The 16,459-nt window shown below is 41.9% G+C and carries 13 protein-coding genes and 1 pseudogene; all 14 read right to left on the bottom strand.

Annotation, left to right across the window (positions count from 1 at the left end; all coding sequences use genetic code 11):
* Position 1: 1 nt before the first annotated feature.
* Entirely contained in the window at positions 2–955 is a 954-nt protein-coding gene (locus C825_RS00640; RefSeq protein ID WP_044215075.1) for a PorP/SprF family type IX secretion system membrane protein, read from the bottom strand.
* 154 nt (positions 956–1,109) lie between these two features.
* Complete coding sequence (locus tag C825_RS00635; protein ID WP_005633363.1) at positions 1,110–1,331, bottom strand: DUF2795 domain-containing protein; 222 nt, start codon at positions 1,329–1,331, stop codon at positions 1,110–1,112.
* A 73-nt stretch (positions 1,332–1,404) separates the two neighbouring features.
* Positions 1,405–1,968 (bottom strand): cob(I)yrinic acid a,c-diamide adenosyltransferase, encoded by a 564-nt coding sequence (locus C825_RS00630; protein WP_009860151.1) that lies wholly within the window; start codon positions 1,966–1,968, stop codon positions 1,405–1,407.
* Between the two features lie 48 nt (positions 1,969–2,016).
* On the bottom strand, positions 2,017–2,808 hold the full coding sequence (locus tag C825_RS00625) for an O-methyltransferase (protein WP_010800986.1): 792 nt from the start codon (positions 2,806–2,808) through the stop codon (positions 2,017–2,019).
* 382 nt (positions 2,809–3,190) lie between these two features.
* On the bottom strand, positions 3,191–4,558 hold the full coding sequence (locus C825_RS00620) for a Gfo/Idh/MocA family protein (protein ID WP_010800985.1): 1,368 nt from the start codon (positions 4,556–4,558) through the stop codon (positions 3,191–3,193).
* 12 nt (positions 4,559–4,570) lie between these two features.
* A complete protein-coding gene (locus C825_RS00615; protein WP_010800984.1) occupies positions 4,571–6,283 on the bottom strand; it encodes a RagB/SusD family nutrient uptake outer membrane protein in 1,713 nt (570 codons plus the stop codon).
* Between the two features lie 16 nt (positions 6,284–6,299).
* Complete coding sequence (locus C825_RS00610) at positions 6,300–9,338, bottom strand: SusC/RagA family TonB-linked outer membrane protein (RefSeq protein ID WP_052334427.1); 3,039 nt, start codon at positions 9,336–9,338, stop codon at positions 6,300–6,302.
* 28 nt (positions 9,339–9,366) lie between these two features.
* A complete protein-coding gene (locus C825_RS00605) occupies positions 9,367–10,362 on the bottom strand; it encodes a Gfo/Idh/MocA family protein (RefSeq protein WP_010800982.1) in 996 nt (331 codons plus the stop codon).
* A 12-nt stretch (positions 10,363–10,374) separates the two neighbouring features.
* Positions 10,375–11,163 (bottom strand): 6-phosphogluconolactonase, encoded by a 789-nt coding sequence (locus C825_RS00600; protein ID WP_010800981.1) that lies wholly within the window; start codon positions 11,161–11,163, stop codon positions 10,375–10,377.
* Between the two features lie 5 nt (positions 11,164–11,168).
* Complete coding sequence (locus C825_RS00595; RefSeq protein ID WP_010800980.1) at positions 11,169–12,509, bottom strand: sugar MFS transporter; 1,341 nt, start codon at positions 12,507–12,509, stop codon at positions 11,169–11,171.
* A gap of 56 nt (positions 12,510–12,565) precedes the next feature.
* Complete coding sequence (locus C825_RS00590; RefSeq protein ID WP_010800979.1) at positions 12,566–13,906, bottom strand: Gfo/Idh/MocA family protein; 1,341 nt, start codon at positions 13,904–13,906, stop codon at positions 12,566–12,568.
* Between the two features lie 132 nt (positions 13,907–14,038).
* On the bottom strand, positions 14,039–15,256 hold the full coding sequence (nagA, locus tag C825_RS00585) for an N-acetylglucosamine-6-phosphate deacetylase (protein WP_010800978.1): 1,218 nt from the start codon (positions 15,254–15,256) through the stop codon (positions 14,039–14,041).
* Positions 15,257–15,376: 120 nt separating this feature from the next.
* A complete protein-coding gene (locus C825_RS00580) occupies positions 15,377–15,628 on the bottom strand; it encodes a helix-turn-helix domain-containing protein (protein ID WP_250690630.1) in 252 nt (83 codons plus the stop codon).
* 156 nt (positions 15,629–15,784) lie between these two features.
* A pseudogene (locus C825_RS27805) lies at positions 15,785–16,167 on the bottom strand (substrate-binding domain-containing protein); the annotation flags it as partial.
* Positions 16,168–16,459 lie beyond the last annotated feature (292 nt).

The raw sequence follows: 16,459 nt of genomic DNA, 5'->3' as shown, positions 1-16,459 counted from the left end.
ACTATAATATACGTACACTTTTGTGTCTGTTCTTTCCTGTTTTTGTCTTCTTCAACTTCAACTGGTAGCGCACCAACACTTCGTGGCTACCGGAACTCCCTTTTAACATGGCCGTGGTAGGGAAATCGTAAGCATATCCAACCTGAAATCTGCCGAATGTGGCTCCCAATAATACTACTACCGACTCGTTTATACGCCAGGAAAGACCTCCGTTAAACATTTTATTATATACCATTCGGGCGGTAATGTCCGCCTGTAAACTCTGCATGTCTGTTTTCAGGAATACAGAGGGCTGTAATTCATACAACGGGTTCCTGAGCTGAATATTGTATCCGCCTACTAAATTTAATCCCATAGGGATATAATAATTAGTCGTTTCACCCAATGCCATTTCGGGCGCTGTCAGGTGAGTGGCTCCGAAACCGGCATAGAAATGTTTGTGGGAATAATAAATACCGGCATTCAGGTCGATCGCCATTGCCTGCACAGCTGTTGAGGGCAAAGCGGGGTCTGAATCTACAGGAGTGTGATAGTCATTATCTGCCGGGATATATATCTTTGTCCCGTCAAAGCCGACATTGAATATGCCTGCCTGCAACCCGATACTTAAAGTTCCTCCGAATAATTTCTGCTTATAGGCATACTGGGCCCCTACTTTTGTATACTGGAATAATCCGATACTTTCCGTGTTTACAACCAGTCCGACTCCATTGTTCGTACTGCCTAATTTGAAGGGCATATCGGCGATAACAAAGAAAGAGGTACTGGCTCCGGGCATGCCGATCCACTGTTGGCGGAACAATCCGAGCATATTCAGATCTCCCGTCGTTCCGGCATAGGCGGGGTTGTAATATCCCAGTCCCAGGAAGTATTGGCTTAACTGCATATCAATCTGACCCCGCACGCTCATCGTGCAGGTAATCAATGCGATAATAAACAGGAAGACTCTCTTCATCTAAACTATAACTAACGGGGTGAAAGATGTTTCACCCCCTACAATAACGCGGCAAACAGGTATAAATTGTATGGACCGCAAAAAACAAACGAGGCAGGGGACTTCTGCAAGCCCGCTACCTCGCCTTTATTTCAATACTTTATTTTAAAGCACATCAATATTCCTCTTCATTGAAGAAGAAGTCTTCTTTACTTGGATAGTCAGGCCAGATATCTTCCATGCATTCATAAATCTCACCTTCATCTTCCATTTCCTGCAAATTCTCTATTACTTCTAACGGCGCACCAGAACGTTGTGCATAGTCAATCAATTCATCCTTGGTTGCAGGCCAGGGCGCGTCTTCCAACTTCGAAGCTAACTCTAATGTCCAATACATAGTTATCTAGTATTAACAACTGCCCGAAGACAGTCAGGTTCTCAAATTTCCCGCAAAAATAAAACAATATTTCTTAGATGCAAGTATAATCCCAAATAATTTCTTTACCATTATTCCTAATACACTCCTTACGGGCCAAAACAAACAGATAATCAGACAATCTGTTGACGAAAATAAGTACAGGCTCTTCGACGGGATTTGTTTCGGCCAAACGGTATATCTGGCGTTCTGCACGGCGGCAGACGGTACGGCAGACATGTGCCAGCGAAGCGGAACGGCTTCCTCCGGGCAGGATGAAGTTTTTCATCTGCGGCAGTTCGCTGTCCAGGCGGTCGATCTCCCGTTCGATACGTTCGATGCTTTCGGGGGTTACCTTGCTCTCGATCTTCAGTTCGGTTGTTTCCTGGTCGGTTGCCAGGTAAGAACCGATGGTGAACAGTTTATGCTGTATGAAAGAGAGGAAATCGATGTCGGCCTGATCGTCCAGGGCTGTGATAAGCAGTCCGATGAATGAATTCAGTTCATCGATGGTTCCGTAACTTTCTATGCGCTGGTGCGCTTTCGATACCCGCTGGCCTCCTACAAGGGAGGTTTTTCCTTTGTCGCCGCCACCGGTATAAATAAGGCTTTTCTTCATATACTTCTTTTTTTAATTTTCAACACTCTTATTATCTGCTCTCTGCCGTTAGAAGTAGACTATATAGTCGCGTTTATGTAATTTCTTGTTGAAGAATACGATCCCCATCGAATAGAGGTCGATAGTCACCGTTACCTCGGGATGGGCGCACACTTCTTTCCAGAACTTCCTCATTTTACGGCTTGCCTTGATTCCTTCAAAAACAAAGATCGTATCGTTATGGATATGCTTTGTACATTCATTAAACAACCAAACGTTGTTATGTTGTTCATATAATGTATTAAAAAATACAAAATCGACTTTTCCCATGTCTTCCAATGCCTGGGGAAGCAACTCTTTATACGTTCCCGTGCGCAGGTCCACCGGGTTGCGTGCCGCTTTATCGAAAGCGATCCGGGCGATGGAGGCGAACTCCGGGATATTCTCAAGGGCAATACATTTCAGTCCGGGGGCGTAGGAGGTCAGATAAAGGGTGGATAACCCCATCGACGGTCCCAGTTGAAGTATATTTTGCGACTTGAAATAGTTCGCCAGGCGGAAAAGCAAGGCTCCGTGCTTGGGCTTGATCGCTTCGCGCTCCACAATCTCTCCGATCGTACGGCGGCGGAGTATCCCTTTCTGCTGCCTGTCCGGATAGGTGATGATATTGTCGCGGAAAAGCAGTTGTTTCCGGATCAGTTCTATATCATAAAAGCTATAATAGGAACAGCGTTCTTCTATTACCTTTGTTATCAGGTTGAAGACGAAAGGCGAATGTACTCCGTAACCGCGGCGGTAACGGATGCCCCGGTATAAAAGTACACTTTTTCGTAAGGTATTAGCTTTGGGTATGATCTGCATTTCTTTTTTCGTATTTGTCACACAAAAGTAAGATATTCTTATTTATTGGCAATAATTAGTATCTACAGATTCATGTCAGAAACAAAATATCTATATATCCGTCACCGGATTTAGGTTTATATGGTGTATTGCACGGATACGGCTGGGAACGAGTCGTATGTAGCGAGAAACATTGTGCTGAGTAAAGGCGGAAGGCTGGAGAGTATTAATAGTTTCTTTGTTTTTTCAGGCAGGTAATTTGTTATCGACAGTGTCGGCAATATTGCTGACACTGTCGAAAGCTTTGCCGACGCTGTCGATAATTTTGCCGACAGTGTCGGCAAAAACTTTTCCCGGCAACCAGACAAGAGTATGTCAGGTGTTCTATGCTTATGATGACCAGTCAGTCATCCGCAATGAACGCGGTGCCGGGGAGAGGTACGCCGAATTGTTTCAAATCTACGTTGACCAATGCCATTTGTTCCGGTAACATGTTCAGGGGAGACGATGAAATTTGCTGCCATGTGTATCTTTTTCCTATATAGGCTGATTCCCGTGCCATGACGGCGGTTAAGGCAGATGTGGCAGCCGTTTCGGCTATATCCAGCACTGTCCCTTTCCGGATATGATCGACCAGCATGATGTGTTCAAGGGTATACATGTCGTGTACTTTGAATTTCGACTTGGCTGCTTCCGGATCGTATTGCCAGATTGTTTCCCCGTTCCTGTTACGGATGGAAAAGTCACTGCTATGCCACGAGCCTTTTTCCCCCTGAATGACAATCCCGGCACCATTGTCACAACCGTCTATCCTTCGGACCATTCCTTCCAGCATTACTCCGTTTTCATATTCGAAGTGCATGCTGAAATTGTCGTATACATTACCTATATTCTTACGAATCCTGGAACCATAGGCAATGACATTAACCGGTTTGAGTTGCGTGAACCAGTTGAAAACATCTATCCAGTGGATCAGCATGTTACTGATCTGGTCGCCGTTCACCCAGTTCCAGTTGAAATGTCCGCGGATCATATATTCCATATCGCTCCATTCCGGACGACGAACGATATATTGGTCACGTCCTGTATGATAATAGGCATATCCCGATATAATAGAACCGATAAGTCCTTCCTGTACCTTGCGGTAAGAGGTGACAAACGGCCGGTCGAAGTGATATTGCGTACCGGGCAGGACGTTGATACCTGTATTCACCGCTTGTCTTGCCGCAGCTACGAACGTACGGTAACCTGCCGGATCGATGGCTGCCGGTTTTTCAACGAATACATGTTTTCCCTTTTCAATCGCATATTTCATGTGCTCGGGATGAAAGCAGTTGGGAGATGCGATCAGCACAAGGTCGATCGGTAGTTCACAAACTTTTCGATAGGCGTCGAAACCGGTAAAGCACATTTCGTCCGGGATATGGACGTTTTTCCCGTCCTTCAGCCGTTGTTTCCCGGCTTCCAGTTTGTCCGGGAAGAGATCGGCCAGTGCAACGATAGACAGGTCGTTTCCTGCATCGAGAAAGTTGAAAGCTGCTCCTATACCTCTTCCGCCGCACCCGATCAAAGCGGCCTTGATCGGTTTCCCGTCGATCGCTTTGTCCGGTAGTTCGGGTATATAAAGTTCTTCGACAGGGTGTAACGGCTCCTGTTTTCCCTTTTCTGAGCAAGAGGTAAATAACAGACCGGAACCGAGCGTACTACTTAACCCGATAGTGGCTACGCCGGATAAAAAGTTGCGTCTGGTCAGTTTCTCTTCTGGTTCCATAATTATAGATATTTAATAACCTGGATTTTGTGTTAACTCCGCATCCAAATTAGCATCGATTACTGATTGTGGAATGGGGAAAAGATTATTCACTTCTCTGACAGTGGCTGCAGAGTTCTCAAAACCGAACCGTTTAGTCCGATCATAAAGGAGGTGCATGCGGCAAAGTGTCATTGTCCGGTATTCTTCTCCTAGTAATTCTCTGGCGCGTTCATCCAGCAAATAGTCGATATCGACTTGTGAGACTTTGACCGGAGTTGCATTAGAACGTTTTCGTACCTCATTTATATCTGCAGCGGCTTTATCTTTCTCTCCTTTTTTTAGATAAGCTTCCGCACGTAAAAGATAAGTTTCTGCTAAACGGAAAACATAAATATCACGGACATATCCATTATCTGGTTTTCCATTGATATGTTTATCAGTTCCGAATTTGAAGAATCGGGGAAAATAGCGGCTCATCGTATCTTCGCGTGTTGTCATCCATTCCTTCTGAATTTCTTCTCCTGGTTTGAGTTTGACTATGAGTTCCGTTCCGTCATGTAATATTACCGGTGTTGAATAGACTGTGTCATAATCAATCTCTATTCCTCCTATAATCGGTTTGGGGGCATAATAATGCCGATTTATATTAGCCTCTGAATTTCGGATATCATTTTCTGCATTTTGCCATATTGTATAAATGGCATAGTTGGTAGGGCGTATTCTGGCGATGCCTCGTCCGGTCCAGTCACGTGCAACTCCGTCGTAGCCGAATTTTGTAGTTGCCCAGAAATTTGGCCAAAAAGCTCTTTCCAGTAACGGCCTGTCATAAATGTTCGTTCCTCCCGGAGTATTGTATTCGAATTGAATCGCCCAAAGGCATTCCAAATTACCATCCTGATAATTTTGATTTCCCATTCTGAAAAGATCCCAGTATACGTCTTTATCGGGTTCGGTGGCACGGGAACCGAAGCGGGACTTCATAAGTTGGTAATTCCCATCTGTTCCGTCCAATACACGTGTAGCCGCCTCGATTGCGCTGTTATAGAAGCTGGAGTCTCCTCCATTATCAGCGAAAGCAATGTAAATCTCAGTTAAAAGATGATCTGCTACTGCCCGGACGATTTGTCCTTTAGAACTTGTTGTGATCGGTAGATATTTCGTGGCAAATACCAGATCTTCTATACAAAACTTGTAAACATCGGTCCGGCTATTTCTCCTAAAATCGAGTTTGGGAGCAGTGACCGGCTCTGTTAGGATTGGGACATCTCCAAAAAGATGAGCAAGGCAACGATAGGCATATGCCCTGAAAAAGCGGATCTCTGCTTGGATTTCTTCTTTTTGCCCTTCCTTATTCCAGCTCACTCTTTCATTCTCAGACTGATGTAGCAACTCGTTGCAATTTTTGACTATAGCAAAACAACGGTTCCACCAATCGCTTACGTAATTGATATTAGGATCTATTTTTAACCAATCGTTGAATGCCAGATCAGAACCGTTTCCACCGGGTAACATGAACGCGTCTGTTCCGACTCCCATCATAGCCCAATCCGCATCTGTATCCGCACTATTGTAAAAAACTCTGACCTGAGCATACATTTGATTTATTCCTGTTTTAAATTGTTCGTAATTTAAAAAGGCATTGTCTATTGTCAGAAAGTCTTCCGGCTCTTCTCTTAAAAAAGCACTATCGTTACATGCTCCTAAAGAAAAAAGGATTGATATTATTGTTACTATTTTTTTCATAATGTTGTCCTTTTAATTAAAATGAAACGTTTAATCCAAAGCTAACGGTTTTAAAGCTGGGGTTTCCTCCTCCGATACGTTGACCGGTTTCCGGGTCCATCCCTGTCCAACCTGTGAAAGTTAACAGGTTCTTGCCACTGACAAATATTTTAGCGTCAGTGAAAACATGTGTTTTCTCCAGTATTCTCGGATTGAATGTGTAACTTAAAGATATGTCTTGCAAACGTACAAAAGCTCTTGACTGATAAAACCCGTATTTATAATTTTGTTGAAGATAGTTTACCCGGGGAACAGTATTTGACGGAGTCTCAGGAGTCCAGTATTCTTTATCCAGCCAATTACAGCTGGTTCCTGTTGTATTGGGGACAAAAGTAACTGCGTTATTCTGTATGTAATAATTATTTTTTCCGCCTCCGGCAATCCAGTCGATAGCAAAAAACAGTTGGAAGTTCTTATATGTTAACGTATTCTTTAGGTTTACCGTGAAGTTGGGCTTTGTATAACCAATGATGGATTTATCCTCTGCGTCGATCTTACCGTCCTCATTCAAATCCTTGAACTTCACGTCACCGGGTTTCATATTATATTTTTCCTGATATTCTATATCGTCTGTTTGTACGATACCATCGAAAGTATAGTCATATACGGCTCCCAACGACTTCCCAATAAACCAGCTGTTCTCGATATCGTCGTCCTCTTTGCCATCTTTGTTCGAATCAATTCCGTAAAGCGATTTAATCTTATTACGGTTAAGCCAGAATGAAACAGATGTATTCCATTGAAAGTCCTTTGTCTCGATGTTCACGGAATGTAAACCTATTTCCAGTCCCCAATTTGCTACTTTTCCCAGATTGTCGAAAATGGAAGTGTATCCGCTGGTGGAGGGCAGACGGCGCTTAACCAGCAGGTTAGTCGTATTAGAATTGTAGTATTCTATGTTACCGGTCAACCTGTCATTAAATAAGCCGAAGTCGGTACCGACATTAAACGCATTTGTTTTTTCCCATCCCAATGTCTTGTTGGCCAACGAACTTTGATATTGGCTTTTGACATACTCAGTACCAAAGATATAAGCACCAATGCCCACTTTGGGGAAAGTTTCATAATTCTTGATGGACGGATTTCCGTTTTCTCCATATGACAGACGGAGCTTCAGGTAACTCAGAATACTATTTTGAAGGAATTCTTCTTCCGAAAGAGTCCATGCTAAGGCTGCTGATTTGAAATTTCCGTATTTATGTCCTTCTGCAAAAGCGGAGAAACCATCTCGACGGAAACTAGCAGAAACATGGTATCTGTTGCGCCAGACATAATTGATACGCCCCAGATAGGCCAGTGAGGACGATTGCGTTTTCCAAGTATCGATTGCTCTTTTATCGGCAGCCCCCAATTCCAACGAATTATAGCCTAGTACAGTCGTTCCTGCTTCCGAAAAGTCACGTGCCGTAGCGTGGACACCATCTTCGTGCGACCGTTGTCGTTCGGACATGAATGTCAGGTCGATCCGGTGTTCTCCAAATGTGTGATTATAGTTTAGGATCTGATTCAATAGCCAACTGTTGCCGTTCGTGTCTTTTTTATATCCGTTAGCATCTTTCAGAAACTGGGAAGGGTTCAGGATTTCCGATTCCTTGATAGTTTGCACGTAATAGTTTTCATGATAGAAACGACCTTCCTTTTTTTGGCTCAGATTATAGCTTCCGTTGATACGCCAGCTTAGTCCTTCGATCCAAGGTAGCCGAATCTCCAGATAGGCTTTGCCGTCGAAGTTATTCCGTTTGTCCATATCGTCTATATTGTGTGTATCCATTAACGGATTACCCCAGGATGTGTTACCGCCGGGAAATACTTCCAGCCAGTCTTCATGCCCGGCAAAAGTAGAGTTCATGAATCCCCACGGACTGATGAAAGTCGCAGTGTAAGCGCTGGCATTCATACCGGAATAGTCCTGTATATTGCCGGAAAGATTTATTCCTATTTTAGCCCATTTGAATACATTGACATCCATTTTAGCCAGAAAAGAGGCTTTATTATATTTATCGCCAACAATTATTCCTTTTTGATCTAAATAATTGGCAGATACATAATAATTAATTTTGTCATTCGCCCCGGAAACGCTTAACTGATAGTTCTGAGTCGGTGCATATTGTGTTACTTCGTCAAACCAGTCGATTTCGGATCCTGCCTGATAGGCTTCGTATTCTTTCGGTAATAATATATATTCGAGTCCTAAATCGACACCTGATGCCCCGCTGGCAATTGCCTGATCTTTTCTGAACTGATTATATTTTTCTCCATTCATCATTTTAGGTTTGCGTGTCCATGACTGGATGCCATAATATGCGTTCAGGTTTAAATGAGGTTTATCAGTTTTTCCACGTTTCGTTGTTACAATAATAACTCCGTTTGCGGCACGTGAACCATATACTGCTGCGGAACTGGCGTCTTTCAGGACATCGATAGTCGCTATGTCCTGTGGGTTCAGTTGTGAAAAACTACCTCCAATAATTCCGTCTACAACCAATAAAGGGGTATTTGAAGCTGAGATAGAATTTTGTCCACGTATATTTAGAGAAGGATCACCACCGGCTGATGATGTCATTCCGATATCGACACCTGGTAAACTTCCTTTCAATGATTCGAGTAGGTTTACTGTTGGTAAAGAAGCGGAAGGAGAATCTTCCAACTTGATAGAAGCAACAGCTCCTGTCAGGTCCTTTTTAGTAGATGTGCCGTAACCGATAGCAACCACTTCGTCTAAAAGTAGAGTGTTTTCGGATAATAAGACATTTATAACTGTTTTGTCAACGACTATTTCTTTTGTTTCCATTCCTACGAATGAAAACTGTAGAATGTCTCCCTTTGCAGCTCGTATAGAATAATTTCCTTCACTATCAGTCATGGTTCCATGACCGGCTCTCTTTTTATTCAAGATGTTCACTCCGGCAAGAGGTCCGATCTTATCCGTGACTTTTCCTGTTACTTGCTGAATGTTTTGAGCGTTGCTGGCTAATGTGCACAACAACAACCCTAAGAAGATTAAAATTCGGTTCATAGTATTATTTTTTAGGTGCATATTTGTATTATTTCTTTACAGCTTTTAAAGCTTTTGTGTATGTCTCTTCCATGCTTACGGGCTTTCCTCTTTGTCGTATACTCTCGTTCGCAGCTTCCATGAAAGTGTATATTTCAATTGTTTCAGCTTTGTCGACAGGGGGGACTTTGGTCTTGAAGAAAGTTAGTATCGATTTAAGCAAATCTGTGTATCCGGTGTATCCTCCGGCTGCAACAACTTGCTTTTCGCAGATGGCAGTTCCGCCATAAGTTTGTACACCTTCCCTTATTCCTCTGTAGGTTCCGATACGTCCGTCTTTCCATACCCCGACTGCTACATCCGTACTTTCGGTTGAGATACAGGATACAGAAGTGCATCCTTGTTTCATGATGGTGAAAAGGATTTCTACTCCGTGAATACCGTACCAATAGAATCCTGCGTGATTGGCTTCGTTTTTACAGATCGAATAGCAATCTGCTCCTATGACTTTTCCTTCGGTTCCCACTCCGGCTCTCAGTTCCTGGTTTTTTGGGGAAAAACGTAGTGCTGAAGAGGAATAGATTGGTACATTATATTTTTCTGCCAATTGGTAGATTGTTAATACATCAGGAAGTGTTGCTGCTATCGGTTTGTCAATAAATAGAGTTTTTCCGCTTTTTATAACTTCTGTTGCCTGTTCCAGATGTAATGTACCATCATTCGTTTCCAGAAAGACACAATCCACTTCCTTAAGCATGTTTGCGATGGATGAACTTATCTTTACTCCATATTTTTTTACTGTTTCCGTATATTCAGGAATACGTTTTGCACTTGATTCTATGTTCCTGGAGCCATAGGGAAATGCTGCAACGACTTTAAAACCTTCAAATTCTGGTTGAGGATTCTTTCCATTGATTAATTCCACGAATGCAGTAGAGTGAGAAGTGTCGAGTCCTATTATCCCTAATCGGATAGTGTATTGTGACCGGACAGGTAATGTTACAATCAATTGAATTAGAATAAATAATAAAAAGTAGTGTTTCATAACAATGATTTTTTAGATTAAACATTCGTTTTCAAATTCCGTTTTTAATAAGCATGCACTATCTTTATCTATATACAACCGGACATTTTCTTTAGTACGAAGAATCGTTGCCGGACATTTTTCATTGACAGGATTATATAAGGTATCATAAATTGCCTGAGATTTTGTCTTTCCCGGAACAATGCAAAACAAATATTGGGCAGACATTAAAATCGGAATAGTAAGAGTTACCGCATGAGTCGGAACTTCTTCGATAGAGTCAAAACAGCCGTCGTGCACTTGCTGTTGCCTGCATTTGAAGTCCAGTTCTACAATTTTAATTTGCTGCTTATCATTAAAATCAGCAACGTGAGGATCATTAAAGGCTATATGTCCATTTTCTCCTATTCCCAGACAAACAATGTCAATCGGATGTTTGCCCAGAAGATTCACGTATTCCTCATATTTGTCGAGTTGTGTATTTTCTCCTTCTGGAATATAATATACATGTTTAAACGAGACTTTCCCAAAAAGGTGTTGTTTTAGATAATTACCGAATTTTTGCGGCGCATTTTCCGGTAGACCTATATATTCATCCATTTGGAAAGCGTTGATTTGCTCCCAAGGGATTGTTTTATCGGCCGTTAAGGCTAATAAAAAATCATTCTGTGAAGGAGCGGCTGCGAATAACATATTGATTTCAGGTTTGATTTGTAACAATTCCTTTATTCGTGCTGTTACATCAGTTGCAACCCTGATTCCCATAGATTGCCTGTCTGAGAAACTCAGAACATCTAACTTGTTTTCTTTGAATTTAAACATGATTGTTAACCTTTATTCTTTATATAGATTTTACATACGGATTTCCAGTCAGTAATTTTATAACCGGTCGTAGCATACCAAATCAAGTAAATAAAACATGGAATTAAAACCCAGTACCCTTTTTGCAAAGAGGTGATATCTGCTAATTTCCCATAGATGAGGGGAAGTATAGCATTTCCGCATAGAGCCATAACGAGTAGAGATGCTCCCATCTTTGTGAAGCGCCCCAAATCACGGATTGCATGTGGCCAAATCCCTGCATAGATCAATGAGTTTGGAAGCCCTAAAGAGGCTAAGAACCAGATAGACAGATTTGCCTTATGTCCGAATAGGCTTACTATTTGATCGGTCCAGAGCACTCCGAAAGAAAGAATCAACCCTGATACCGTACAAAATATGAGCGCATTTTTTTGTGAAACTATTTTAGGAATGAAAAGTATGCCGAAAACGTATCCTATAATTGTTGTACCTAATGTATAAGACGGAAAAAATTTAGCATCCAGTAAACTGACTCCCATTGAACCTGCATAAGGGATAATTGTATCGATTGCAATCACTTGCGTACCCACATGCAGAAATAATGCTATCACTCCTAATATTAAATAAGGAAATTGGAAAATCGATGTTTTATTTTGGTTCAGATTTTCTATCCGTTCGTTTTCCTGTTCAGGATTGATATCCGGTAATGAGGAATAATTAATAAATATACCTATTCCCAAAAGAATAATACCCAGTATGGTATATGGCCATATAACTCCACGTATTAATTCATTTAGTACCATTTCTTTGGCATCTTCCGAAACCAGTCCTTCTTCTAATGAACGGATTATTTCCTGACTGGAATGAAGGACAACAGCGGCAAAAATGAGAGGAGAAATGATTCCGGCAAACTTATTACAAATACCCATAACACTGATTCTGCGGGCGGCACTCTCTATTGGTCCTATTATTGTAATATACGGATTTGCTGCAGCCTGTAAAATCGAAAGTCCGGTTCCCATGATAAAAAGTCCTGTCAGGAAAATGCCATATATCCGTCCTAGTGCGGCAGGCACAAACAAAAAGGCCCCACATGACAAACAGATAAAACCGAACATCATCCCTCTTTTATAGCCGGTACTTTTTAAGAGGTAAGCGACAGGGATCGACATTACCAGATAAGCTATATAAAAGGCAAAAGTGACAAAATAAGACTGAAAATTTGTAAGTTCGCATGCGATCTTAAAATAAGGTATCAGAATTGAGTTTACCCATGATACGAAACCGATGATAAAAAATACGACTCCGATGATGGCTATTCCCAGGAAAACTTGCTTTTTTTCGGTTAACTGATTGTGATTTGACATATTGCTATCTGTTTAATATTAGAATCAAATGTTATATTTTTTCTTTGTATTGAAATTCACAGTTCCATTTTCCATCCTTTCTCATATGTTCTGCCCCAATATTTATAAGCGATTTGTCGATCTTGTATATGACCGTTTTCTAGTGAAGTTTCCAGCCGGCTTGCTGATCGTTGGGCAATGTTTCCCAATTGAACTAAAAGAGTACTTTTATGTCCTGATACTATATCCGAATTCAGTTTTTCTCCTTTGGTGATACCATTAAAGAAATTTTGAATATGAATAGCATCCAATTGTTCTCCAGGATTCATACGGTTGAGGGGATTGACTGTGTTTTTACTGTTTACTTCTTTGATTATTTTATTCTTCAAATCCATAATTTTGTAGGAATTGCCTCCGTCAATAAATAAATTAGTCTTATCTCCGTAAAAAATGGCTCCAACCGGGCATCCTTCAAGGGCATAAGAGTTACAACTGTGCCCTTCCCACATCATGGACTTTTTACCATCGAAATCAAAATTGATAACCTGGGTGTCGGGTGTTTCCCAATCATCTCGGTAATAATACCGACCACCTGTCGATTGTACAGCTGTCGGATAATCGACCTCCATACCCCACCGTAAAAGGTCGACCATATGGGTACCGTTATTCAATGCTTCTCCGGTACCCCATTTCCAAATCCAGTGCCAGTTATAGTGTACAATATTATCCTTGTAGGCAGAACGAGGGGCAGGTCCCTGCCATAAGTCCCAATCCAGCCACTCGGGAACAGCGCATTCTTTTCCTGTTCCTATCGGTGCACGGTTTGTCGAATACCAAGCTCTTCCGAAATGAACATTTCCTATTGTTCCGGCTTTTATCTCTTCAATGGCTTCTACTACATTAGGCCACGACCGTCGCTGGTTTCCCATTTGAACCACTTTATTATATTTTTGTACAGCTTGTATCAATATCTCTCCTTCTTCGGGAGCATAACTACAAGGTTTTTCTAAATAAACATGTTTGCCGGCTTTTATTGCTAGTAAAGCAGCAGGTGCATGCCAATGATCGGGAGTTGCTATGACAATAGCATCTAATCCTTTATTTTCAAGCATGATGCGTAAATCTTTGTCTCCTTTGGGTTTTGAGCCGGTTATCTGTTCTACTTCGTAGATACATTTATTAAGTGCTCTTGAGTCGACATCGCAAATATGACTTACGTTACAATTAGTCTGTTTTGCGAAATTTTTGGATAAAGCCAAACCGCGAGAGTTTACTCCGACCATTCCCACTGTGATCCGGTCGTTTGCTCCGATAATATTAGCATAACTTTTTGGAGTGAATCCTGGTAGTATTCCTCCTAAAGAAAGCATTGTCGTGCTTGCAATTGTTTTTTTCAAAAAACTACGTCTTGTTATCATGGTAATAATTATTTTATGAAATCTGATTAGGCAAATGTAGATATATAAATAGTGCATTTTTCTCCATATTGCGAAATAGAATCTTCAAAATGCGTCAAAATATACGTCGATTGAATGACGCTATCCGATAGGCTAAATCCGGTAAACCGTCTGTCCGTTTATAATAGTTCGTGAGATTCTGATCTGATCGTTGAATAAAAGAATATCAGCGGTTTTACCTACTTCTAAAGAACCGATAGTATCTTCCATACGAAGGATCCGGGCTGGTGTTGCGGTTATCATTTTTACTGCATCTGTCAGGGGGATTTCTGCTAGTTGGACCATTGTCCGGACCAACCGGTCTGCTGTGGCGACACTACCCGCAAAAGCACTTCTGTCAAGCAGTTTGGCTACGCCTTCTTCTACTATAACGGTCTGACCTTCTCTCAAGCTTCCTAATTTGTATTCGCCTTCAGGCATTCCTGCACCACGCATAGAATCGGTAATCAGGGCTATCCTATCCGGGCCTTTGAATTTGTGGATGAGTTGCAGTAAATATTTGGGCAGGTGAATGCCGTCTGCGATGATTTCGACATCCATCTTATCTATCAGGAATGCAGCTTCTACGGCACCTGCATAGCGAAGGGTATTACGGCGGGTAACGGTTTGCATTCCCGAATAAAGATGTGTCATCAGGCTGTACCCAGCTTTATGGGCTTCTATAATATCTTCACAGATAGCGTCGGTGTGGCCGACGGAAGGGATTATCTGTTTTTTACTCAATAGTTTACCCAGTTCAAGAGCTCCTTCGAGTTCTGGTGCGATACTCCAACGGATGATATCATCTGTGGCACTCAGTATCTTAGTGTAATGTTCCGGTATCGGAACTTTTAGGTTGGTAGGGTCCTGGGCTCCGCGTTGGTTGTAGGAGAAGTAGGGACCTTCCAGATGAAGGCCCAGAAATTTTGCACCAGTTGTATTTTGTTTTTTTGCTTGTCGGTAAATTTCAAAAGTATTGAAAAGTTCTTCATCTGGACAAGTCAATGTTGTAGGTAGTAAAGCCGTGGTTCCATAGCGGGCATGTGTTTTGGCGACAGTTAGGTAGGCTTTAACCGTACCGTCCATAAAATCGGCTCCTCCGGCTCCGTGCGTATGTAAATCAATGAATCCGGGTGAAATGTATTGGTGTGCGGCATCAATGATCTCATCTGAATCGTTTAGAGTAGGGAGACCTTTATCGATTGCGGCTATTTTCCCGTTTTCAATGATGATATAACCGTCTTCCAGGATGCTGTCCGGTAGGATTAATTTCCCATTGGTTATGATTTTACGTGTTACCTCGTTTTCGTGTGATACTGATATTGTTCCCATAATAATACAAGTTTAATGTTCAAACAATACAAAGTAAGTATAAAGAATCTTCTATTATGTGGTTGATTGCGAAATAAAATCCTCAAAAAACGAACAATCCCGGATGGGGCTCATTTGATTTCATTTATTTTTAGGGGTAAAGTGTTTCCTGTATTGGAAGGGAGTCATTTCTTTTGTCTTAATAAAAATCCGGGAAATATTCTTGTAGTCTGTGAAACCTGATTTAGCTGCCGCTTCTACCAGCGGAAGGTCGGTTGTAATTAATAAATCGGCAAATTTCTCTATGCGGAGTTCCTGGAGATACTGGTATATAGAGGTACCGGTCTCTTTTTTAAATTTTTTCTCCAGAACACGCCTTGAGAAAGGAACCATTTGAATGAGATCGTCTATTGACAAGGAATTTTGGTAGTTATTGTCGATATAGTGCAGTATCTGTCCGATGTATTTATCGGATACGGCAAAACGTTCGGTTGAGGCACGGGGAACAATTCGTACAGGTTTGATGATAATATCGACGGGCGAAACGATCTTTTTCTCAATGAACTGGTGGAGTAGTTTGCCAGCCTCATATCCTCCATTCTCAATATCCAGTTCAATAGATGATAGTTGTGGGCCGAGATATTGCATAGCAGTTTGTCGTTGTCTACTCCCAGTACGGCTATGTCTTCCGGGATGTTAATATCATACATCTTACATACCTCAGTGATCTGCAAGGCGTAATGATCGTCACAGGCAAAGAGGGCGATCGGCTTAGGAAGGCTCAGCAACCATTTGCTTACCTGCTCGACATCGAAATTCCACTTTTCACTTTGAATCTGTTTCCTGTTATCGAAGTCGTATACCTGATAGCCCTTGCCGGTTACGGCTTTCTTAAATCCTTCTCCCCGCTCACGTCCCCAAACTGTATCCATCAGGCCATAGTAGGCAAATGATTTGTACCCTTTGTGCAGGAAAAAATTAGCTGCCATAACTCCTGTGCCGAAATAGTCTCCGGTCAGGTTGGATATGCCCGGACTTCGTTCTTTATAATTTTGGACAATAATAGGTATGTTCAATTGATTCAGGACAGACAAGTCGATATCCGTAAACTGCGCGATGATAGCATCTGCTCCCCATTTCTTTGCCCATTCAACGACACCTTCGTCACCGTAAAGCTCCCGGAAATACAAAGGCATGCGGTAAAAGGCCCAAGGGCCGACTTCC

Origin of the sequence: Parabacteroides sp. ASF519, assembly GCF_000364265.2 — a bacterium.
Lineage (GTDB): Bacteria > Bacteroidota > Bacteroidia > Bacteroidales > Tannerellaceae > Parabacteroides > Parabacteroides goldsteinii.
The sequence above is the reverse complement of the archived record's forward strand: the minus strand, read 5'-3'. Positions and strand labels throughout refer to the sequence as shown.

Coding starts and splice junctions, on each gene's coding strand:
- C825_RS00640 (WP_044215075.1), bottom strand. CDS start 955: ATGAAGAGAGTCTTCCTGTTTATTATCGCATTGATTACCTGCACGATG.
- C825_RS00635 (WP_005633363.1), bottom strand. CDS start 1,331: ATGTATTGGACATTAGAGTTAGCTTCGAAGTTGGAAGACGCGCCCTGG.
- C825_RS00630 (WP_009860151.1), bottom strand. CDS start 1,968: ATGAAGAAAAGCCTTATTTATACCGGTGGCGGCGACAAAGGAAAAACC.
- C825_RS00625 (WP_010800986.1), bottom strand. CDS start 2,808: ATGCAGATCATACCCAAAGCTAATACCTTACGAAAAAGTGTACTTTTA.
- C825_RS00620 (WP_010800985.1), bottom strand. CDS start 4,558: ATGGAACCAGAAGAGAAACTGACCAGACGCAACTTTTTATCCGGCGTA.
- C825_RS00615 (WP_010800984.1), bottom strand. CDS start 6,283: ATGAAAAAAATAGTAACAATAATATCAATCCTTTTTTCTTTAGGAGCA.
- C825_RS00610 (WP_052334427.1), bottom strand. CDS start 9,338: ATGAACCGAATTTTAATCTTCTTAGGGTTGTTGTTGTGCACATTAGCC.
- C825_RS00605 (WP_010800982.1), bottom strand. CDS start 10,362: ATGAAACACTACTTTTTATTATTTATTCTAATTCAATTGATTGTAACA.
- C825_RS00600 (WP_010800981.1), bottom strand. CDS start 11,163: ATGTTTAAATTCAAAGAAAACAAGTTAGATGTTCTGAGTTTCTCAGAC.
- C825_RS00595 (WP_010800980.1), bottom strand. CDS start 12,509: ATGTCAAATCACAATCAGTTAACCGAAAAAAAGCAAGTTTTCCTGGGA.
- C825_RS00590 (WP_010800979.1), bottom strand. CDS start 13,906: ATGATAACAAGACGTAGTTTTTTGAAAAAAACAATTGCAAGCACGACA.
- nagA (WP_010800978.1), bottom strand. CDS start 15,256: ATGGGAACAATATCAGTATCACACGAAAACGAGGTAACACGTAAAATC.
- C825_RS00580 (WP_250690630.1), bottom strand. CDS start 15,628: ATGGTTCCTTTCTCAAGGCGTGTTCTGGAGAAAAAATTTAAAAAAGAG.